The 21,478-nt window shown below is 67.3% G+C and carries 15 protein-coding genes; 4 read left to right on the top strand and 11 right to left on the bottom strand.

The genetic code is table 11. The features are described 5' to 3' along the window. Window positions 1-8 precede the first annotated feature (8 nt). Window positions 9-1,430, bottom strand: coding sequence for an LLM class flavin-dependent oxidoreductase (locus DFR67_RS28705; protein WP_110472890.1), 1,422 nt, complete (start codon window positions 1,428-1,430; stop codon window positions 9-11). 116 nt (window positions 1,431-1,546) lie between these two features. On the opposite strand from DFR67_RS28705, the gene DFR67_RS28700 reads away from it, so the two are divergent. Continuing rightward, complete coding sequence (locus tag DFR67_RS28700; protein WP_110472872.1) at window positions 1,547-3,304, top strand: NAD(P)/FAD-dependent oxidoreductase; 1,758 nt, start codon at window positions 1,547-1,549, stop codon at window positions 3,302-3,304. A 20-nt stretch (window positions 3,305-3,324) separates the two neighbouring features. Here DFR67_RS28700 and DFR67_RS28695 read toward each other — a convergent pair whose 3' ends face one another. Beyond that, on the bottom strand, window positions 3,325-4,566 hold the full coding sequence (locus tag DFR67_RS28695; RefSeq protein ID WP_110472871.1) for an amidohydrolase family protein: 1,242 nt from the start codon (window positions 4,564-4,566) through the stop codon (window positions 3,325-3,327). A 151-nt stretch (window positions 4,567-4,717) separates the two neighbouring features. On the opposite strand from DFR67_RS28695, the gene DFR67_RS28690 reads away from it, so the two are divergent. Continuing rightward, window positions 4,718-5,869, top strand: a complete 1,152-nt coding sequence (locus DFR67_RS28690; RefSeq protein WP_110472870.1) for an FAD-binding oxidoreductase — start codon at window positions 4,718-4,720, stop codon at window positions 5,867-5,869. A 6-nt stretch (window positions 5,870-5,875) separates the two neighbouring features. Here the strand turns inward: DFR67_RS28690 and DFR67_RS28685 are convergent, their stop codons facing one another. The 5 genes from DFR67_RS28685 to dnaK form a co-directional block, all read right to left on the bottom strand. Further along, window positions 5,876-7,081, bottom strand: coding sequence for a DUF7159 family protein (locus DFR67_RS28685; RefSeq protein ID WP_110472869.1), 1,206 nt, complete (start codon window positions 7,079-7,081; stop codon window positions 5,876-5,878). A 30-nt stretch (window positions 7,082-7,111) separates the two neighbouring features. Then, window positions 7,112-7,522, bottom strand: a complete 411-nt coding sequence (locus DFR67_RS28680) for a heat shock protein transcriptional repressor HspR (RefSeq protein WP_110472868.1) — start codon at window positions 7,520-7,522, stop codon at window positions 7,112-7,114. Continuing rightward, window positions 7,519-8,709: a molecular chaperone DnaJ gene (gene dnaJ / locus DFR67_RS28675; protein ID WP_110472867.1), complete on the bottom strand. Its 1,191-nt coding sequence runs from the start codon at window positions 8,707-8,709 to the stop codon at window positions 7,519-7,521. The genes DFR67_RS28680 and dnaJ overlap by 4 nt, the downstream gene beginning before the upstream one ends. Before the next feature lie 95 nt (window positions 8,710-8,804). Continuing rightward, window positions 8,805-9,386 carry a nucleotide exchange factor GrpE gene (grpE, locus tag DFR67_RS28670; RefSeq protein ID WP_110472866.1) on the bottom strand — a complete coding sequence of 194 codons (582 nt, stop codon included), beginning with the start codon at window positions 9,384-9,386 and terminating at the stop codon, window positions 8,805-8,807. Then, the gene (dnaK, locus tag DFR67_RS28665; protein WP_110472865.1) at window positions 9,383-11,218 is read right to left on the bottom strand and encodes a molecular chaperone DnaK; all 1,836 of its coding nucleotides are present in this window, start codon (window positions 11,216-11,218) and stop codon (window positions 9,383-9,385) included. Before dnaK ends, grpE begins: the two co-directional genes overlap by 4 nt. A gap of 268 nt (window positions 11,219-11,486) precedes the next feature. Between dnaK and DFR67_RS28660 the strand changes: the two genes are divergently transcribed. Further along, window positions 11,487-12,047: a hypothetical protein gene (locus DFR67_RS28660; RefSeq protein ID WP_110472864.1), complete on the top strand. Its 561-nt coding sequence runs from the start codon at window positions 11,487-11,489 to the stop codon at window positions 12,045-12,047. A gap of 96 nt (window positions 12,048-12,143) precedes the next feature. Here DFR67_RS28660 and DFR67_RS28655 read toward each other — a convergent pair whose 3' ends face one another. The 4 genes from DFR67_RS28655 to DFR67_RS28640 all read right to left on the bottom strand — a co-directional run bounded on the left by DFR67_RS28655 (window position 12,144) and on the right by DFR67_RS28640 (window position 19,315). Beyond that, on the bottom strand, window positions 12,144-12,746 hold the full coding sequence (locus DFR67_RS28655) for a hypothetical protein (RefSeq protein WP_110472863.1): 603 nt from the start codon (window positions 12,744-12,746) through the stop codon (window positions 12,144-12,146). Further along, the gene (locus tag DFR67_RS28650; protein WP_110472862.1) at window positions 12,743-14,212 is read right to left on the bottom strand and encodes a dynamin family protein; all 1,470 of its coding nucleotides are present in this window, start codon (window positions 14,210-14,212) and stop codon (window positions 12,743-12,745) included. Before DFR67_RS28650 ends, DFR67_RS28655 begins: the two co-directional genes overlap by 4 nt. After that, window positions 14,209-16,068 (bottom strand): dynamin family protein, encoded by a 1,860-nt coding sequence (locus DFR67_RS28645; RefSeq protein ID WP_110472889.1) that lies wholly within the window; start codon window positions 16,066-16,068, stop codon window positions 14,209-14,211. Before DFR67_RS28645 ends, DFR67_RS28650 begins: the two co-directional genes overlap by 4 nt. A gap of 253 nt (window positions 16,069-16,321) precedes the next feature. Continuing rightward, window positions 16,322-19,315: an IniB N-terminal domain-containing protein gene (locus DFR67_RS28640; protein WP_110472861.1), complete on the bottom strand. Its 2,994-nt coding sequence runs from the start codon at window positions 19,313-19,315 to the stop codon at window positions 16,322-16,324. A 309-nt stretch (window positions 19,316-19,624) separates the two neighbouring features. Here DFR67_RS28640 and DFR67_RS28635 point away from each other — a divergent pair, with 309 nt between their 5' ends. After that, window positions 19,625-21,382 carry an Hsp70 family protein gene (locus DFR67_RS28635; protein WP_110472860.1) on the top strand — a complete coding sequence of 586 codons (1,758 nt, stop codon included), beginning with the start codon at window positions 19,625-19,627 and terminating at the stop codon, window positions 21,380-21,382. Window positions 21,383-21,478 lie beyond the last annotated feature (96 nt).

Raw genomic sequence — 21,478 nt, 5'->3', positions numbered from 1 at the left:
AGCGAGCATCAGGCCTGCACACCCACCCCGTGGCGCAGGGAGTCGTCGATGGTCGAGTTCGCCCCACCCACCCGGAAGCTCGCTCCCCGGTGGTGATCGGGAAGCAGATCGCCCTGTCCGAACAGCTTGTGCCGCAGCGTGCCGGGGACGTACTCGCGGTCGTAGGCACCCCGCGCCTCCAACGCCGGCACCACGAGCTCGATGACGTCGGTGAACGTTCCGGGAGTCACCGCGTAGGCCAGGTTGAAGCCGTCGACGTCGGTGTCTTCCGCCCACTCCAGCAGTTGCTGGGCGACGCTGTCCCCGGATCCGACGAGCACCGGTCCCATCCCACCGATGCCGCCCCAGGCCGCGATGTCGCGGATCGTCCATTCCTTGCCGGTGTCCGAAGCCTGCTGGAACGCCGCGACGGCTGACTGGATGGCGTTGCTCTCGACGTTGCCGATCGGTTCGTCGAGGTCATAGCGGGACAGGTCGATGCCCATCCACCCCGACATGAACACGAGTGCACCCTCGGCGCTGGCGTACCGCTGGTATTCCTCCGCTTTCAACCGCGCCGCCTCATCGGTCTCGGCGGTGATGATGGTCAGCAGCGTGTAGATGCGCGCGTCGTAGGCCCCCCGACCGGCACCCACCAATTGTTGACGAATGTTGGTGACCAGGGTCCGCAGGATGTCTTTCGTCGGGGCTCCGACAAAGATCGCCTCGGCATTCTCAGCCGCGAACTTAACCCCTCGAGGCGACGCCCCGGCCTGGTAGATGACCGGCGAACCCTGCGGCGACGGCTCGGACAGGTGGATACCCGGAACACTGAAATGCTCTCCGCGGTGACCGATGTGATGCACCTTGGCGGGATCGGCGAAGACCCCGTGATCCTTGTCGCGGCGTACCGCGTCGCGTTCCCACGAGCCTTCCCACAGTTTGTAGAGCACCGTCAGGTACTCGTCGGCGTGGTCGTAGCGGGCGTCGTGCTCGAGCTGGTCGACCTCACCCATGTTGCGGGCCGCGGCAGGCAGATAGCCGGTGACGATGTTCCAGCCGATACGACCGCGGGTCAGATGATCAAGCGTCGAGAGCCGCCGCGCGAACGGATAGGGATGCTCGAACCCCGTGCCTGCGGTGATCCCGAAGCCGAGGTGCTCGGTGGCGTGGGCCATCGCCGACACCAGCAGCAACGGATCCGCGACCGGGATCTGGGCGCCCTGCCTGATCGCGGCCTCGTCGGTTCCCGCGTACACGTCGTAGGTGCCGAGCACGTCAGCGATGAACAGCCCGTCGAATCCTCCGGTTTCCAGCGCTTTGGCGAGGTCGACCCAGTAGTCGAGGGTGTTGTAGTCCCACGACCGGTCCTGCGGGTGGCGCCACAGTCCAGGGGACTGATGAGCGACGCAGTTCATGTCGAACGCGTTGAACCGGATCTTGCGGGACATCGGTGCCACCTCTCACCGGGCGGTCGTACCCGGACTGGGTCGATCCTCCGGTGGCCGGGTCGTGCCGGAAACACTTGCGATCACACTGACCCGAAACGGGGATTAGATTTGACGCCGTGACTTCTGAAACCTCGTCCGATCTCCCGGCGAACGCCGCCCTCTTTGTCCCGGACGCCAATGAGCGACTGACGCCGGCGATCATCCTCTCGGCGACCGACAGCGCCCGCAACACCATCATCGACGAGATCCGCAGCCGCTACGGCCGCGACTACAACATCAAATTCGCCGCGACAGGCGGCGAGTGCCTGGAACTGACCAAGAGCCTGCTCGCCAAGAAGGTCCCGATCGCACTGTTCCTCATCCAACTCGACGATCTCGGCGACTGGCACGGCGACGCCCTGCTCCAGAAGCTGCGGTTCGTCGTACCCTCGGCACGGCGCGTGGCACTGATACCCGCGATCCGATTCGGTGACTCCTTCGACGAACTGCGCACCGGCGTCGCCGAAGGCCGCTACGACACCTACCTCGGCATACCCCGCGGCCAGCGTGACGAAGAGTTCCACACCGCGATCGTCGAGTACCTGTCGGACTGGGGATGGTCGGTCGCCGCGCCCGAGGTCGCGTACCTGCAGATCGTGGCTGACGGGCCCTCACCCGAGCTCTCGGCGATCCGCGATTTCCTCGACCGGATGGGCATGCCGGTGGAGATCTACCACCCCGATTCCGTCGTGGGCCGCGACATCCTGGCCTCGGTCGAGGGCGACTCCGAGCTGCCGGTGCTGAGCCGGCTCGGGAAGCCACCGCTGTCCCGGCCGACGGTCAGCGAGGTCGCGGCAACCATCTTCGGCACCCCCGACACGATCCCCGAGGGCACGGTCGCCGACCTACTCGTGATCGGCGCGGGACCGGCCGGTCTCGCTGCAGCCGTCTACGGCGCGTCGGAAGGACTCAGCACCACCGTCATCGAGCAGGGCGCCATCGGCGGACAGGCCGGAACCAGCTCGATGATCCGCAACTATCTCGGATTCCCCCGCGGCATCTCCGGCATGCGCCTGGCCCAGCGGGCCCGGATCCAGGCCAGCCGCTTCGGGGCACAGTTCTTCTCCGGTGAGGGCGTCACCGAGATCGAGATCAACGACGAGTACGACCACCACCACGTCCGGGTCGGCGACGCCCGTATCTGCGCGCGAGCCATCGTCATCGCAACCGGCGTCGCCTACCGCCGGTTCGGTGTCCGCGGTTGTGAGGACCTCGTCGGATCCGGTGTCTACTACGGCGCCGCCACCAGCGCAGCCCGGGAGATGACCGGACGCGAGGTGGTCGTGGTCGGTGGTGGCAACTCTGCCGGGCAGGCAGCGATGCACCTGTCCCGGTTCGCGAAGTCCGTGACGATCGCGATCCGTCGGGAGTCGCTGACGGAGACGATGTCGGACTACCTCATCAGGGAGATCGAGGCGAGCCCGTGCATCACGGTGAAGGGTCATACCGAGGTTGTCGACGGCGGCGGCGAGGGACATCTCGAATGGCTCGAGTTGCGCAACAACAAATCTCAGACTTCAGAGCGAGTCGAGGCGTCAGGTCTGTTCCTGCTGCTCGGTGCGGCGCCGACCTGCGACTGGATCCCGCAGCAGATCAAACGCGACGAGCACAGCTTCCTGGTCACCGGCCGGTCGATGCCGAAAGAGTATTGGCAGGACGGTGTTCCTCCGGCGTTCCTCGAGACCACGGTGCCTGGCATCTTCGCGGTCGGCGACGTGCGGAGCGGGTCGATGAAGCGGGTCGCGTCCGCGAGCGGTGAGGGTGCCTCGGCGGTGCCACTGGTGCACGAACATCTACAGCGGGTGCGCCTGGCGAATCTGACACCCCGGCACTAGTGGCCGCGGCCATCGGGCCATCAGTCGATTCGATAGACCCTACGGGCGTTGTCGCGGAACACCTTCCGCAGCAGCTCTTCCCCGTACGGTTCGAGCACGTCCAACTCCGTACCGACGATGGTGGCCATCGAAGCGTTGGGTTTGTCGGCGGGAAAGTTCGATCCGAACATCAACCGGTCGGGGCCGAACACCGACACCATGTGTTCGAGGAGAGGGCCGGTCATGTTGGTCAAGGTCTGCTGGGTGCCGACGTTTCCCGAACGCTGGTGTCCGTAACCGAGAAGCGGGAACGCCAGTCCGGACAGTTTTGCCACCACGTTCTGGCATTGCGCGACCGCTGAGATGTCCTCACGCCACGCCCGCATCAGCTCATGACGCTGGGCGGCGGTGTGGCCGGTGCTCTGCCCCATCGGCCCGAACAGGCCGACCGGTGTCCCGAAGTGGTTGAGCACGATGGTGGTCTCGGGGTACTCGCGCGCCAAGGTCCGGACGTCGCGCAGCTGGTGTGAGTACACCCAGGCGTCGAACACCAGATTGCGCTCGGCCAACGCGGCGAATCCTCGAAGGAAGTCGGGTTCTGCCAACAATCCATCGACGTCTGCCCAGCTGCGTACCTTCGGGTCCGGATGGTTGGCCGCCATGGCCCGGACCCCGGTGACGCGATCGGAGATGTCGAGATGCAGGTCGAGCAGCTGCGAGAAGAACGGACTCCGCGGATCACCGCGCGCGACGATCGCGCCCAGCTTCGGTGTTCCGTTCACACCGAACGGCAAACTTGCGACCCATCTGGTCTCGGCCGCCGCGGCCATCGGCTCGTCCGTCCGCCAGTCGGCCTGCATGTGGACGACGGACTCCACAGGCACACCGGTGGTGAGGAGAACAGCCGCAGCGTCGTGCTGGTAGTGCTTGGGTAGGTAGGGCCTGGTCACGAACCTCGGGTCCAGTACGAGTTCACGATCTTTCTGGGTCACCGCGTACCGGAATATCGCCTTGCCGAACACCGGGGCCGCCCGGTAGAGCCGTGTCCGTCGGGATGCCTCCCGCGGAGAACGCAGCGGATCCCACTGATGCACGTGGGTGTCGACCATCCCCGGGATCACCCCCGTCAATGCCCCCACGGACCCCGGCAACCGCGGCAACCGCGCGTCTCCTCCCTGTGTCTCCCCCATGTGCGGTCCGCGTTCGAGTACGCCGGACCCATCCTCACCCGACCCGGCGTGCGCGCTCCGGCGCGCCTGTTGCTTGGCACGCTCCTCTGCCATGTGATAACTGTACCCAGCCATCCACGGTTGCCTGGACGGATATACAGGCCTGGGGCAATAAACTGTTCTGGAGAAGCTGTCCTGGGACACTGTTCGGGAAAGCGAACGCGTGGCCATTCGAGGGCCACACACGGGAAGGTCGGGGCTCTAAGTGGGAACGCATACACGTCACGTGCTCGTGCAGGTGCGTGATGTGCTGAACGCCGACCCCGATCGGTTCACCTCGAACTTCTATCTACGGCTCTTCGCGAAGAATCCGGAATTGCGCGAGCTGTTCCCGGCAAACATGGGCCACCAGCGCGCGACGTTGTTCCGGGTCATCGAGTATGTGCTGGAGACGGTCCCCGACCGGGAGAATCACCCGCGACTTCTCGAGTTCCTCGGGCAGCTCGGACGAGATCACCGCAAGTACGGCGTCACCGAGGAGAACTACCACCAGTTCTTCGACGCACTCATGCGGGAGATCGCGGTGACGATGGGCGACCGGTGGGACGAGGACGTCGCGAATGTCGTTTCGCAGGCCTTCATGCTCACCACGGGCGTCATGCGCGGTGCCGCGCACTCTGCTCCCGGACCGGCGACATGGTCGGCCACCGTTGCCGAGAAGTACCGACTGTCACGGGATCTGGCTGTGGTCCGCCTGAAGTCGTCGCAGCCGCTGACGTTCGCCGCGGGACAGTATCTCGAGGTCCAGATACCCCAATGGCCGCGGATCTGGCGACACTATTCTCCGTCGATCCCGCCGAACCCCGACGGCGAGATCGAGTTCCATGTACGCGCGGTGCCCGGTGGTACCGTCAGCAACTCGATCGTCACCGAGACCCAGGCCGGCGACGTCTGGAAGCTGGCGCAGAGTCACGGCACCCTGCACGTCGACACCGATCGCGAGATATTGATGATCGCCGGCGGCACCGGCCTGGCGCCGCTGCGGGCGCTGCTCATCGAACTCTCGTTCCGTGCCGATGCGCCGCCGGTGCACCTGTTCTACGGAGCCCGGTACCCGGCGGATCTCTACGATTTGTCCCGATTGTGGCGCATGGTCGCCACCAACCCCTGGCTGTCGGTCACAACAGTGGTCGAGGACGAGACGGATCCGTGGTGGAGCACCGCGAGCGAAGAATCCGGCCGCATCACCCTGGAGCGGGTGCAGGGGCAACTCGCCGACGCCGTTCTCGGATACGGCAAGGACTGGACGCAACATCAGGTGTTACTCGCCGGGTCCCCGGAGATGATCGCGACCACGCGGCGCCGACTGCTGATCGCGGGCCTTCCGGCAAGCAAGATGCAGCACGACCCGGTCTGAACTCACTCAGCCGGCGGGACTGGCAGGCGGCTTGCTGACCGAAGTCGTCGAGTCTGATGCCGTCGGCTCTTCAGGCTCTTCTGGTTCCTCCGGCTCCACTGGCGCACTTGTGGTAGTCGACGTGACCGGAGGCGGCGGAGCCTGAGTGACCGTCACCGGCGGGGGCGCCTGGGTGATGGTCCGGGTCGTCGGCGGCGGTGGAGGCGGCGGGGCGATGGTCGTGGTGGTTGTCTGCTCGGGCGCCACCGTGGGCGAGGAGATGCGCGACTGGCCCTTGGACGTGGACACCGCGGTGGTGGTACTCGAGCTCTCGGAGACGGTGGACACCGAGTTCTCGTTCACCGCTGTCTCGGGCGTGCTGCTGCCGCCGGTCATCACCACGGCGACGATCACACCGACCGCGAGCAGGAGGGCGGCGCCGGCAGCTGCCGACAACAGCACCCACCGATTGTTGTCACGCCCGACCCCGGCTGCCGCAGCCGCGACCAGCGCGGCGCCGTGGGCCGAGGCGTATTGGGGATCGTCTGCGATCTGGACAGGCAACTGGAGTGCGTACTCCAGCGACGGCGCGACCCCCGGTATCTGAGCGCCGGGGCCGATCACGCAGACGCCGATCAACCCGCCTGCGGGGTTGGCGATCACACCGATGGCATCGGCGAGTGTCTGCGCACCGTCCGGTTCGGTGACCGGCAGACGGTCGCCGAGCGGCGAGACCGAGCTGGCCCCGACGACGGTACGGGTGGTGGTGTCGACGAGTGCCACCGATTGGCCGGGGAACAGTGCGCCCGTGGTGTCGAGGGCCGCCACCGCGACCACACCGTTGAACCCGGACTGCGGAGATCCGAACTGCCCTGCGGCAGTCTCGGCGAAGGCCACCGGCGTCCCCACCACAGTTGTGCGGGGGAACCAGCTCGGCTTGCGCGCGAGCGTGGGCTCGGCAGGATTGGACGGGGGCAGAGAATCGGGTACGACACCGGACGCGATGATGTCGGCGATCGCGAGCTGCACGCCACTGTCCGAGCATGCGATGGTGATCGCTGCCGGCTCGACCGGTGCTGACTCGATCAGCTGATAAATGGCGTCGAAAGCGACGTCCGGGCCGGTTCCGGGCAGCTCGACGAAGTTGCGGGCGAGGATGTCACCGGTACCGGATTCGGCCACGACCGAAGCGATCTCCAAGTCCGTGACGGAGATCCCGAGTACCTGACTCATACCCGCATATCGCCTGGCACTGGTCGCCCGTTACCGATTCGGGCGATCACGGCGGGGCTTCCAGACCACGAGAGCGCTGGTACGAGACATCGGCACGAGGTCGCCGGGCCGTCCGCCGCGGGCGTTGGCGAGCTCCGCCTCGAGCTCACGAACACGGCTCTGCAGGGCATCGACCTGATTCGTCAGCTCGATGACCCGCTTGATGCCTGCGAGGTTCACGCCTTCGTCCTGGGAGAGCCGCTGGACCTCGCGCAGCAGTTCGACATCGCGCGAGGAGTAGCGACGTCCCCCACCTGCCGCGCGCTGCGGGGTGACCAGGCCGAGCCGGTCATAGGTCCGCAGCGTCTGGGCGTGCATCCCGGCGAGCTCGGCAGCCACGGAGATCACGAACATCCGGGCCTTCTGCTCGGCAGTTTCCCGGTCATCGCGCGACGAGGTCATGACGTACCCCAGTTCGCTCGTGGGTCGAAGCCGCTCGCTTTCTCTGCGGCCGCGTACTTGGTGAGCGCCTCGACTGCGGCGTCGTCCAGTTTCGTGGGGACGGCCACCTTCACCGTGACCAGCAGATCGCCCGCTCCACCTGCCCGTTTCGCGACACCGCGACCGCGTACCCGCAGGGTCCGGCCGTCGACGGTGTTCGCCGGGATCTTGAGACCCACCGAACCGTCGAGGGTCGGCACCGACACCGTGGTCCCCAGGACCAGCTCGGCGAAGCTCACGGGCAGCGTCACCTTGACGTCGTCTCCGCTGCGCGTGAACGTGCGGTCGGGTGAGACGTGCACGACCACGTAGAGATCACCGGAGGGAGCTCCCCGCAGTCCTGCCTCACCCTGGCCGGCGAGCCGGATGCGGCCACCGTCGGAGACACCCGGTGGGATCCGGACCGTGATCGGGCGGGTGCGCACAGTGGCACCGTCGCCGTCACACACCGGGCACGGATCGTCGATCTTCGACCCTGTGCCGCGGCAGTCCGAGCACGGCTCACTGAATCCGAACGCGCCCTGATTGCGGCTGACCACACCGGCGCCGTTGCAGGTCGGGCACACGCGCGGGCTGGTACCCGGCTTCGCACCGCTGCCGTGGCAGTTGGTGCAGGGCGCCGAGCTGGTGATGGTGATGGTCTTCGAGGTCCCGAGCGCGGCTTCTTTGAAGCTCAGCGTCGTCTCGGTCTCGAGATCGTTTCCACGACGGTTACGGGTGGTGGTGTTCCCCCGCGGAGCGGCTCCGCGGTTGAACAGGCCGCCGAAGAGGTCGCTGAAGTTACCTCCTGCGCCGGCCCCCGCTCCGGCACCGTCGCCGAAGAGGTCGTTGATGTTGAATTCCTGGCCGCCCGTGGTGGTGCCGTAGCCACCGGGGAAACCTCCGCTGCCTCCGCGGCCGCGGGCGCCGGCGAACATGCGCCGGGTGTCGTCGTACTCTTTGCGTTTCGCCGGATCGGCCAGCACGCTGTGCGCCTCGGAGACCAGCTTGAAGCGTTCTTCGGCGGCAGAGTCGTTCGGGTTGGCGTCGGGATGAAGTTCCCGCGCCAGCTTCCGGTAGGCCTTCTTGATCTCGTCGGCGGACGCATCGGGTGCAACGCCCAGCGCTTTGTAGAAGTCCTGTTCGAGCCATTCACGTTGAGGAGCCACCAGGCGTCACCTCCTTCTCTCTGTCATTCTCGTCAATGTATGTCGTTTGTGGGGAGAGATCCCGGCCCAGGCGCCGTGCGCCTGGGCCGAGGAGCTCAGTCCTGTGAGGCCGGGGCCTCGGGTTCGGGGCCGTCGACGACGACCACCATGGCGGTCCGCAGGACGCGGTCACCGAGGCGGAAGCCCTGGCGGTACACGTTCCCGATCACCGGATGCGATCCGGAACCTTCGTTCTGCACGGCTTCATGCAGAGCCGGGTCGAACGGGTCTCCCTCGGCACCGAAGGCCGCCAGGCCCGCGCTGCTGAGCGTTTCCGTGATCTTATCGGCCACCGCACGCAACGGACCCGCTTCCAGGTCGCCGTGCGCACGAGCCCGGTCGAGGTCGTCGAGCACCGGCAACAGCGACCTGATGAGCTCACCCTTGCCGTACTGCTGCGCGGAGACCTTGTCGCGCTCGGCGCGACGCCGGTAGTTGGCGTACTCGGCGTGCACGCGTTGCAGGTCCGCGATCAGCTCGGTCTCCCGATCCGACCCCGAGGCGTCGGACACGGCCTCGTCGAGTGCAGCGTCCACGGTGTCATCCGAATCCGGCTGCGCGAAGACGTCTTCAGTCTCCGGTACGTCCGCAGCTTCCGTGTCGACCACGGTGGCCGGATCGGATTCCGGACCGGTCACTTCTTGTCCTCGGTGTCGGCACCTTCGTCGACGACCTCGGCGTCGACGACGTCGTCGGCTCCGCCGGGCGTCGCTGCACCCTCTTCGGCGCCAGCGTTGGCGTAGATCGCCTGACCAAGCTCCTGCGAGTCGGTGGTCAGCTTCTCGACCGCCGACTTCACGGCACCGAGATCGGTGCCCTTGAGCGCTTCGCGAACACCCTCGATCGAGCCCTCGACCTTGGTCTTGAGTTCGGCGGGAACCTTGTCGTCGGAGTCCTTGAGGAACTTCTCGGTCTGGTTCACCAGCGACTCCGCCTGGTTGCGGGTCTCGGCCTCTTCACGGCGCTGACGATCCTCGTCGGCGTGTGCTTCGGCATCCTTGATCATGCGGTCGATCTCGTCCTTCGACAGGCCCGAGCCGTCCTGGATCCGGATGGTGTTCTCTTTGCCGGTGCCCTTGTCCTTCGCGGTGACGTGCACGATGCCGTTGGCGTCGATGTCGAAGGTCACCTCGATCTGCGGGACGCCCTGGGGCGCAGGAGCGATGCCGGCGAGCTCGAACGATCCGAGCAGCTTGTTGTGCGAAGCGATCTCACGCTCACCCTGATAGACCTGGATCTGCACCGACGGCTGGTTGTCCTCTGCCGTGGTGTAGGTCTCGGACCGCTTGGTCGGGATGGTGGTGTTGCGCTCGATGAGCTTGTGCATCACGCCACCCTTGGTCTCGATGCCGAGGCTCAGCGGGGTCACGTCGAGCAGCAGCACGTCCTTGACCTCACCGCGCAGCACACCGGCCTGCAGTGCGGCGCCCACGGCGACGACCTCATCGGGGTTCACACCGCGGTTGGGGTCCTGTCCACCGGTGAGCTCCTTGACCAGTTCGCTCACTGCGGGCATACGGGTCGATCCACCGACGAGTACGACGTGGTCGATGTCGCCGACAGCGATGCCTGCGTCCTTGACCACGGCCTGGAACGGCGCACGGGTGCGCTCGAGCAGATCGTTGGTGATCTTCTGGAACTCGCTGCGGCTCAACTGCTCATCGAGGAACAGCGGGTTCTTCTCTGCGTCGACCGTGATGTACGGCAGGTTGATCGAGGTGCTCTGTCCCGAGGACAGTTCGATCTTCGCCTTCTCCGCGGCCTCACGCAGACGCTGCAAGGCCATCTTGTCCTTGGTCAGGTCGATGCCGTTCTGCGCCTTGAACTTCTCCACCAGCCAGTCGACGACGCGCTGATCCCAGTCGTCGCCACCGAGGTTGTTGTCGCCGGAGGTCGCACGGACCTCGACGACGCCGTCGCCGATCTCGAGCAGGGACACGTCGAACGTGCCGCCACCGAGGTCGAAGACCAGAATGGTCTGTTCCTTCTCGCCCTTGTCCAGGCCGTATGCCAGTGCGGCAGCGGTGGGCTCGTTGACGATGCGGAGCACGTTGAGGCCGGCGATCTGGCCGGCTTCCTTGGTCGCCTGACGCTGGGCGTCGTTGAAGTAGGCCGGCACGGTGATGACCGCGTCCACGACCTCGTCACCGAGGTAGCTCTCGGCGTCGCGCTTGAGCTTCATCAGCGTACGAGCGCTGATCTCCTGCGGCGTGTAGTTCTTGTCGTCGATCGACTGGTTCCACTCTTCGCCCATGTGGCGCTTGACGGAACGGATGGTGCGGTCGACGTTGGTGACAGCCTGGTTCTTGGCCGGCTGTCCGACCAGAACCTCGCCGTTGCGGGCGAAAGCAACCACCGACGGGGTGGTGCGGGCGCCCTCGGCGTTGGCGATGACGGTGGGTTCTCCACCTTCGAGCACTGCGACCACCGAGTTGGTGGTGCCCAGGTCGATTCCAACAGCACGAGCCATTTGTTGCCTCCTATAAGCAGTGCATCCGCGGCAAGCGGAGCACGGGGTGTTCACGATCTAGTCTTTTGGCTTGAGACCTCAGCGCGATCGACTCAACTTCTACCGACCGACGATACCTTCCGTCAAACCGGCTTGAGTCTTGGCCGCTCAGGTCTCTCAAGAGGTGTAACGGACCCCGTGCCGAGTGTGTTCCCGAATCTCCGAGAAACTTGAGCGAGTTCCACTCAACTCGACCTCGATCGGGTGTCGCCCGGCGTAATATCGCGCCATGACCGAACCCGGACGGCCACCACCGCGCCCGCGTCCGGGCAGGCCGGAGATCCGGATCGCCCCGCTCCATGAGCCAGTCCCGGATGAGCGGCCTCGCATCGTCGACATCGCGATGACGGCGTGGTTGGTCGCATTGGCCGCATTGGTGCTCGCGGCCATCTGGCAGGCCTTCAATCACGTGGCCGTTCGCAGCGCGATCAGCGACTCACTCGCCGCCGACCATCCCGCGACCAGTCGCAGCGACGTCGACGACACGGTGAACCTAATCATGATCGGCAACGGTGCCGCAGCGCTGGTGATCCTGGCGTTCGCGGTGGTCGGGATCATCCGGGTGCGGGACCGGATCAGCTCCGGCCGCACGATGCTCACCGTGGTGGGACTGCTCGCGGTGGCCGCCGGCATCCAGTTCTGGCTGGTGGCCGAACCCGCCAGAGATGTCGTCGGCCCGGTGGTGTCCGTGCTACCCCTGGTGACGGCCGTCGGCGCGCTGATCGCGACCGCTCTGCTCTATGCGCCCGCCGTTGGCACGTGGCTCAAGGCAGCGCCGCCCCGGCGCTGATCGACAGCGCGGGGATCTTCGTCCCCGGCGAGATCCACCGAGGGAGCATTCCCCTCGAACCCCCTCAGGTGGGACGTTCTTCACCGTCGAACCGACCTATTCTTGGTCGATCGTCGTCGTGATCAGGGTCGTCGACGGGGCCTTCGGGGTGGAACCGAAGCCGAACCTGACCGGTGGATCCACCGGGGTCAGCCCACCGAGATCCTTGCCCTGCCACGTCGCCGTCGCGCTGGTGATGCGCCGCTGACCACGGGCACCGTAGTACTCGCGTCTACCACCGCCTGCCGTACCCCGGGTCCGGACGCCACGGAGGAAGACGCGGGCGATGGGGTCGCTGATCGCGCAGAACCACGGCGCCGTGACCACAGCTCTGGGCATGATCGACAGCAGCCGGCCCAGCACCGTCGGTGACCCGACCTCAAGGGACACCTCCAACTCGCCCGCGACCACGTGAATCCGCGGACCGTCGGACGTGTAGATGACCTCGGCGATCACCGTGCGGTCGAAATTGTAGGTGGCGGTGACGAAGTCGCGGACCTCTTCACTCGGCGCGATCAGGAGCCGCTCACCGCCGGAGAACTCGACCATGGCGTCCGCGAACTCGCCGAGATGCGAGTGCGGCCAGTGACCGATGACGATTCGGGTGCCGCCGGCGGTACCGATACCGGAGATGTCACCGTCGAAGCGCAGTCTGCTCATGAGTCGAGTTCCGCCAGAATGCCTTCTGCGCTCCGGGCGGCGACGGTGCAGGCCACCGATGTCGGCCGGTCGAACAACGGATGTGCCGCCCTGGTGCGCCAGCGTCGCACCTCGTCCGTGGCGGTGGTGCGGTGCAAGTCGATCGAATCGTCGGGCGCGAGACCGAGCCGAGCCCAGGGCTGGGTCCCCTGCCCACCGATGATCCGTTGCAGTTCATCGCGTTCTGCGGGTGGCAACGCGGTCTCCTCGGCGCGCAACCTGCCGAGCAACCGGAGCTCGGTGAACCCGTGGGTGTCGGCGAGCAGGTGGGAGGTGGCGCGTCGCAGTGCCGCGGTATCGGCCGAATCGTAGTGCGACAGGATCCGGTCGAGGGCGATCAACGCCGTGTGCGACTTCAATTGGTCGGCCCGCTGCCCGAATTGGACGTCGATGATCTGCCGGAGCTCGGTCAGACCACTGCGATCGACGAGTTCCGTGGCGAGAGTCGGCGAATCGGAGGTACCGAGCCGGATCAGGGTGACTGCCAGCCGGATCCCGTACATCCCGAACCGATCGAGGAGTTCGGCACGCAATTGCGGCTCCACCGGTAGCTGGGTTTCGGGCCGCACGAACCTGTCCGCAGACAACATCGCCAGTTGCAGGTCCTCAGGCGACACCGCCGCCAGCGCCTCGAAGGCGACGAACTCCACCTGCCGCAGGGTTCGCGCTCCCAGGGCCAGCAGTCCGGCGACCGGTACCACCGCCTGGCACAGGCCGGTGCGCTCGAGTTCGGCGGCGAACCGCGCCGCCACCTGCTTCGCGGACATCATCGCGTCCATCCGCCCGGCACCGATCTCATCGGCCCGCGACACCACGCCGATCACCCCCAGCGGGCCCGAGTCGCCGCCGATCGACTCCCCGAGGCGACCCAGGAACGAGGTGTCCGTATTGGTCAGCGTTCGCAACAGATAGACCACCGCGTCCGCGCCCGACTCCGCGTCATCCGGGGTGAGCATGTCGACCGTCAGTGCGGAGACATCGCGCGAGAGCGACGCGGTGCCAGGGGTGTCGATGATCGTGGTGGTCCGCAGCGCGCGGGCCGGCCATTCCACGTCGAGGCGGTCCACCCGTTCGGCGGTGAGCTCCCCGAAGTCGAAGGTGAGGTGGCCGTTGCGGCGCAACACCGGGATGCCGGCCGACCGGTCGCCGTCGTAGTGGGCGGTCACCTTCGGGTTGATCCCCCGCCGGTACCAGGTCACCACGCGGGTGCACTCGGTGGCGTCGGTCGGCGCGATGTCTTGGCCGACCATGGCATTGAGCAAGGTCGACTTACCCGCCTTGAGCGATCCCGCGATGGCGATCCGCAGCGGTTCCTCGAGGCGGTGGGAACAATCGGCAAGGCGCTCGGCGGCCCAGCGATCGCCCGCGCACAGCGTTTCGGTCGCGTCGATCAGTTCCCGGGCACGGTCGAGGGTGCTCGGGGTCACGACTGCCCTGCCCGCGACACGGCGGTCTGCGAACCCGCCGAATCGAGCTGCAGCGCCAGCTTCCGCAGCGCCGCAACCGCTTTGAGTTCTCCTTCGAGCTGCGCGGTCCGCTGCCGCTGCTCGGACGTCGCGAGAGCGGCACCTTCCTGGGCGGCCTGCAGCGAGTCACCGATCGATCGTGCGGACTGCTCCGCGATCTCGGTGAAGTGATCGCGCAGCGCACGGTGGACGTGTCGCAACCGATCCTTGGATTCCTTGCCCACCTGAAAGCTGACGTCGTCGGTGAACTTGCGGATCGCGGCCTTCGCCTTTTGCCGCCGATCAACCGTCCGCGCTTCTTTGTCGTCCTTGTAGGCCTTGGTTCCCAGCAACAGCCCGGCACCGACGGAGATCGGGTTGATGAGGGCGAGACCGGCGAAGGTGCCGATGAGTCCGAACATGAGGACACCCCCGTAGGAGCCCCGCATCCCGATCAGCACTTTCTGGGTGATCCCGACGCGCCCCGACTCGAGTTCGGACAGCTCGGTCACCGTGTCGAAGACGCCGTCGATGTCGGTGATGTCGAGCGCAGGCAGGTGCGCTTGCGCCGAGTCGGCGAAGTGCTCGGCGATCCGTTCCGAGAGCCAGATCGCGCGTTCGTGTGCCCAGACGAAGTTGTCGCCGACGACCACTGCTATCTGATCCTCGAGCCACTCACCGAGTTGTGCCCAGTCCTTCCCGGGGTCGCCCTGATCGACGGCGTCCTCGGCTTCCCGTGTGACGGCTCGCAGCCGGTCTCGCAGGTCGTGGTCGATGTCGGCGGCGAGATCGGTGATGCCGTCGGACAGGGTCTGCTGCCACAGCGCTGTGCGCTTCTTCATCTCGTCGGCTGTCGCCTTGGCCCGTTGCAGTTCAGCGACCGCCGCGGCCGCCTTCTCCGGATTGCGAAGCGCTGCGAGCTCACTGCCCAATGTCAGCGCGAGGTGCTCGGAGACCGAGCGCAGATCCAGCGCCACAGAGGCTTTCGTCGACTCGGCCGCTCGTGCGACCACCCGATCGCGCAGGAACTGGTACACCTCGACGAAGCCCGCTTCGGCATTGAGCGAATCGTCCTTCAGTCGCAACGCATGCGAGCGCAGCAGCGAGGACACAGGGAGCAGCGGGACGTCGACGCCCTCACGCCGCAGGTGCGCCCGATCGGCCTCGACGATGGCACGCCAATGCGGATACAGATCGGTCTTGGTGATCAGGCACGCGACCGTCGGGCACAAACCCACGACCTGTTTGAGGAACGCCACCTCGGGCTCGGTGAACTCCTGGCTGGCGTCCGAGACGACGAAGACCGCATCTGCTGCGGGTAGGAGTCCCAGAGTGCTTGCCGCATGCGGGTTCCCGTGCCCTCCGACACCGGGCGTGTCGACGAGGACGAGACCGTCCGCCAGCAGCGGGCTCGGGACGTTCACCTCCAGACGCAACACGGTGGACCCTCCCGCGAGGGGATGATCCGGGGTGATCGCGTTGATCTGGTCGAGCGGAACCGTCACGCGTTCGGGCTCGGAGCCGGGGCGATCGAGAACCAGGTGCGCCGACGCCTCGTCGGCGTACGCGGCCAGGGTCGGGACGGCAGTCGTCTCGTCATCACCGACCGAACAGACATCGATGCCGAGCAGCGAGTTCACGAACTGGCTCTTGCCCTGCTTGAGGGGTCCGACGACGACGATCCTGAGCCTGGGGTCGGTGACCTTCGTGCGGGCACCGTCCAGACGCGCCACCAGATCCTGTCGACCAGAACGAGCCGCGATCTCACCCATCCGGCCGAGCAACTCACCGAGCTCACCCGTGGTTGTTGGCGCGGCAGTGGCCACTTCGCTTTTCATCCGGCATCCGACCTGTTCGTCAACGAGAGCAACCCCGATGTGGCTGCACCCGCCGGGCTCGGGGTACACGCCAATCGGTCCCAGCCACAGTATCGCCGATGAGGCACTGCGCATGGGACCGATGGCGTGACAGCGTCGACAGCTACACCCCTCGTACTGCTAGTTGTCTGGCTGTCAGTAGTTGTCTGGCTGTCAGTAGTTTTCTGGCTGTCAGTAGTTTTCTGGCTGTCAGTAGTTGTCTGGCTATTTGGGACTAATCGTCGAGACCGCCATCCACCGTGGACGTCGCACCGGCGTCGGTATCGCCACCGACTCCCGCGCCGCCCAGCAGACCGCCGGTGAGGTTGCCGGTGAGGCCACCTGTGTCGAGTCCTGTGTCGGCGCCGGAACCAAAGGTGTTGTCGGCATCGATGTCCGACCAGGCGTTCCCGCCCGCGACACCGGTCGTGGTCTCGGTCGTGGTCTCGGTCAACGATCCCGTCAGGCCCCCCGTGGTTTCGGTGACCACGCCGGCCGTGTCGGCAACAGGTGCGATCGGGTCGGCGAATCCGCCGGTGACGTCAGCGGCCGGTGCACCGAGGTCGTCCAGGGCGCCCTGGAGTTCAGCGGTTGCCCCTCCTCCGACCACGCCAGCGACATCCAGACCAGCGGCATCGGGACCACCAAGGCCGAGTCCGCCGAGGTCCAGTTCACCGCCCGCGGTGCCTGCGAGTCCGCCGGTGACGGAACCGACGATGCCGGTCTCGAGGCCCGCTGTGGTGTCCACTGCGGTGCCGAGCAAACCGCCCGCCACGACGTCGCCGCCTGCGATCACTCCGCCTCCGGTGGAGATCGCCGCGCCGAGACCCGTTTCGAGCCCGCCTGCAACCACGCCCGCCGCAGCGAGTCCACCGCCGACACCGCCGTCCACCGCGGTGTCCAGTCCGGTTGCCAATGCCCCTGCCGCACCGAGTGTTCCTGCCAAACCACCGTCCACCACGGCCCCGACGCCGCCCGCCAGCGCGCCGGCCGCGAGGAGCGAGGTGTCGAGGCCGGTCTCGAGCTCGGTTTCGAGCAGGCCGGTGACGTCGGCCGCGACCACACCGCCGGCGGCGAGCGCGGCACCGATCTGGGTGCCGAGCCCGGCGGCCAGACCGCCGTCGAGGGCGAGCGTGCTCTCGAGGACGACGCCGAGGCCCGTCCCGAGATCGATGCCGCCGTCGAGGACACCCAGGAGCTGTGTACCGAGCTCACCCGAAAGAGCGCCTGCCAGGGTCGTTCCCACGGTGGCCCCGATGGCCGCCGCGACGTCGCCACCTGCGGAGAGGATGTCGGCGAGGTCCAGATCGGTATCCAGGACCCCGCCGACACCTAGGGCGCCGACCAGGTCGGTGGCCAGGCCCAGCCCGAGTTCCGGGTTCAGCAACCCGGAAAGATCAGTGGCAGCAACGAGTTCGGTGGTCGCGGCCAGTACTGCGCTCAGCGATCCGCCGAAGTCTCCGGCGAGGGCGCCGCCCGCAGCCAGCGTGGTCGCCAGCGCGGCGGCGAGTTGAGCACTCAGCCCTCCGGCCAGCAGACCGGCCACGTCGACGTCGAGCAGCCCGCCGGCGCCGAGCGCTGCGGCGAGTGCCCCACCGAATGCAGCAGTGACGCCGGCAGTGAGATCGGCCGCCCCGGCGAGATCGAGTGCACCGCCGAACACGGTGCCCAGTGCGAGCCCGAGATCCACGTCCCCTGCCAGCAGGCCGGTCAGCTGTGCGGCGAGGTCACCGGTCAGTACTCCACCGACGACTCCACCGAGCGCCACACCGAACAACCCGCCGAGGTCGCCACCCGCCTCGAGCGCACCCGCCAGCACCGTGCCGACCGCCAGTCCCAGATCGCCGCCGGCGCCGAGGACGCCGTCGATGTCGATGCCGCCACCGGCACCGATGAGCGCGGTCAGAGCGCCGGTCAATCCGGCGGTGACGCCACCGCCGAGTTCCAGCGCGCCTGCCAGCAACGCAGCGATCGTCGCGTCGGCACCGAGTATTGCGTCGAGATCGAGGACGTCCAGGTCGACGGCACCCCCGAGTAGTGCGCCGACTGCCAGACCGAGGTCGGCACCGACCTGACCGCCTGCCGCGAGGACACCGGCCAAGGTGGTCTGCAGCGTCGTGGTCAGACCACCGACGAGACCTGCTAGGACGTCGGCGTCGAGAACTGCGGCGAGCGCTCCGTCGAGCGCGCCCGTGGCACCGAGAAGTCCGGTCAGGGTCGCGCCGAAGCCGCCTGCGAGATCTGCGCCGACCCCGATTGCGCCTCCGACGACAGCACCGATCGCGCCACCGACATCGACTCCGGCGATCAACGCGCCGGCGAGGTCGCCCACGAGGTCGGCACCCGCGCCGATACCGGCGCCGAGCACCGCACCGAACGTGGCTCCGACCGCCGCGGCGAGATCGCCGCCGAGCACGAGCGCACCGGAGAGCGCGGCAGAGATGGCCCCGCCCGCACCGAGGACCGCGTCCAGGTCGAGGCCACCCGCCGCAGCGAGCGCTGCGTTGATGGCTGCGGCGAGCTGGCCGGTCAGCCCCGCCGTGACACCCAGTCCGCCGCCGATGATCGCGGCGACCGTGGCGCCGATGTCGAGTACGCCGTCCAGGTCGAGTACACCGGTGAGGTCGCCGCCGAGTTCGAGCGCCGCCTCGATGACGCCGCCGAGTACCGCACCGAAGCCGGCCGCGAGCTCGCCGCCGACGGTCAGTGCCGCTGACAAGCTCGCGGCGAGGATGGCTGCGAACTGGGCTGTGAAGTCGAGGTCGCCGAAGTTGATGACGCCCAGGTCGAGGGAACCGAGGTCGATTGCTCCGAGATCGATGGAACCGAGATCGATCGAGCCCAGGTCGATGCCGCCGAAGTTGCCGAACTCGAGGTTGCCGAAGTCGATCCCACCGAAGACCAGATCACCGAAGTCGACGTTCCCGAAGTTGAGGCCACCCGCGGCGATCCCGCCACCGATCGCCCCGATGTTGCCGATGTTCCCGATATTGACGACGTTGACCACTCCCGCGCCGCCTCCGGCGTTGACGATCTGGGTCAGCCTGGAGCCGCCGTCGAACAATGCCGAGTCGGCGACGAGCGGAGCCGCGGCGACGATGTCGGCGTGGCTCAGGTCGGGCAGACCTGCCGCGTCGAGGGCGCCTTGCGGATTGAGGCAGTAGGCCGAGGCTGCCTGCTCGTCACGGAGGAGCCCGAGGATGAAATCGAGTACTGCGTTGCTGGCCATGGGGATCTCCTGTATCCGGGGCAGATCCAGGCATCGGATCCGCGGTGAGTGACAACAACGCTACGAACTCCTCGCCCTCCGTCCAACGGGTTGGAGCCCCATGCTTTTCGAACCCCCTATAGGGGAATCGGGGCCGGGGCATTAGGGGATCCGGGGTATCCGATGATCGGGGATCGGTGAATCACCCCTTACTTCTCGAGTGATTCCCCGAATGGGTAACACGGGCCTCACCTGCGGCGACAGAATGGAAGACGGCATCACAGCACACGCCGACGCATACAAACGTTCGCAGCAGAGGGAGTCGTCGACATGGCCACATCGAAGATGGGGACAGCGCTCGGAGTGAAGATCGGGAGCACCACCTGTGTCGCAGTGCCTGCGGACGAGGCCGGTCCCGTCGGTGACGTGGTCGTCGCCGGTCCGTACCTCGACCTCACCCCCGATCACGAGCCCCGACTGACCGACACCGCCGGACCGCATCGCATCACCGGGTTCGCCGACCGCGTCGGCGATCCCGTCGCCCTCCTCGGCGACGACGGCACGCAGTACACCGGCCAGGACCTCTACGCCGCGGCCATGGGCCATCTGGCCGCCGAGGTCGACCGCTGGAACGCAGACCAGATCGTCGTCGCCTGCCCCAACGACTGGCAACCGCACGCCATCGAGGCTCTCGAATCCGCCGCCGATGACCAGGCTCTACCCCCGGTCACGATCGTTCCCGAAGCCATCGCCGCCGTCGCCGCACTCGAGTCGCGGCGCGGACCGGTGGACGGCGCGCTGGTTGTCTACGATCTGGGCGGTTCCGCTCTCGACGTCGCGGTCGTCACCGGAGGACCCGGCTCCCGGATCCTCGGACGACCGCTGCGTTCCGAAGAGGTCAGCGGCTCGCAGTTCGACCATCTGGTCCTGGGCCACGTCCTCGCGTCCGTCGGCGCCGCTGACACCATCGACCCGTTCGATCCCGCGACGATCACGGCACTCACCGAACTGCGCACCCGGTGCGCGGTTGCCCGCGAAGCTCTGTCCGTCGACACCGAAACCGTTGTTTCGATCGACCTGCCCGGTCTGCGCACCGAGGCCCGCCTGGTGCGTTCGGAGCTCGAAGAACTGCTGCGCGGACCACTGACCTCGTCGATGTCGCTGATCGGCGAAGCCCTCCACCTCGCAGAGATCGACCTGGCGGGGGTTTCGACCATCGTGCTGATCGGTGGCGGTGCGGCGACACCGTTGGTCAGCGAGCTGGTGTCGTCGACCCTGCGGATACCTGTGGCCGTCAACGCAGACCCCACCATCACCTCTGCAACCGGCGCCGCGACCATCGCAGCCGCGAGTGTTTCGGCGGCCAAAGCTGCTGCCGCGCAGGCGCAGCTCGCATCCGCGGCGCCCGCCGCCGCGTCGGCCGAGCTGGTCCCGTCAGCCGCGCGGGCGATCACCCCGGCGCCGAGAACCCTTGCTGCAGAGCCCAAGACGATGTCGCGCCCCAAGCGGATCGCCGTCGTCGTCGGAGTCGCCGCCGCAATCGCTTTGTTGACCGCGGGCGGCCTGTCGGTCGGCACAGCACTGACCGACGACAAGAAGCCGTCAGCCGGCTCCTCGGAATCCACGGCCCCGGCGAAGAGTTCATCGGCGCCTTCCAGCACCGCGGGTGCTCCCAGCAAATCTGCTGCACGCAACCCCGACGGCACCCCCGGATCCACCTCAACCCCTGGGCGACCGGGTTCCGGGGGCACTTCGGGTGCGACGGCGACCACTGCCGCAGGGGCTCCTCCGGTAGCCGGTCAGACCGGCACCGCACCCGCCGACAATGCACCGGTCGCGGGCACGCCCCCACCGGCACAACCCGGCGGTGGTGATACCTCGGGCGGCGGAGACACCTCGGGTGGCGGCACCGGTGGCGGCGACACATCCGGCGGCGAATCTCCCGGCGGCGGGGGCGTCGGTGGTACCCCGGCCGACGTCGGCGACGGCGTCGGAGGCGTGGTCGGTGGAGTCGGCGACGGCGTCGGAGGAGTGGTCGGTGGAGTCGGCGACGGCGTCGGAGGCCTGGTCGGCGGCGTCCTCGGGTGACCACTGCGGGTATGCCTGATCCAAGGGTCGAGCTCCGCTCCGCTTCGTCTCCGGCATCAAAGGTCGAGCTCCGCTCCGCTTCCTCTCCGGCATCAC

It is taken from the genome of Williamsia limnetica (genome assembly GCF_003217475.1).
In the GTDB taxonomy this organism is placed as follows: Bacteria; Actinomycetota; Actinomycetes; order Mycobacteriales; family Mycobacteriaceae; genus Williamsia; species Williamsia limnetica.
The sequence above is the reverse complement of the archived record's forward strand: the minus strand, read 5'-3'. Positions and strand labels throughout refer to the sequence as shown.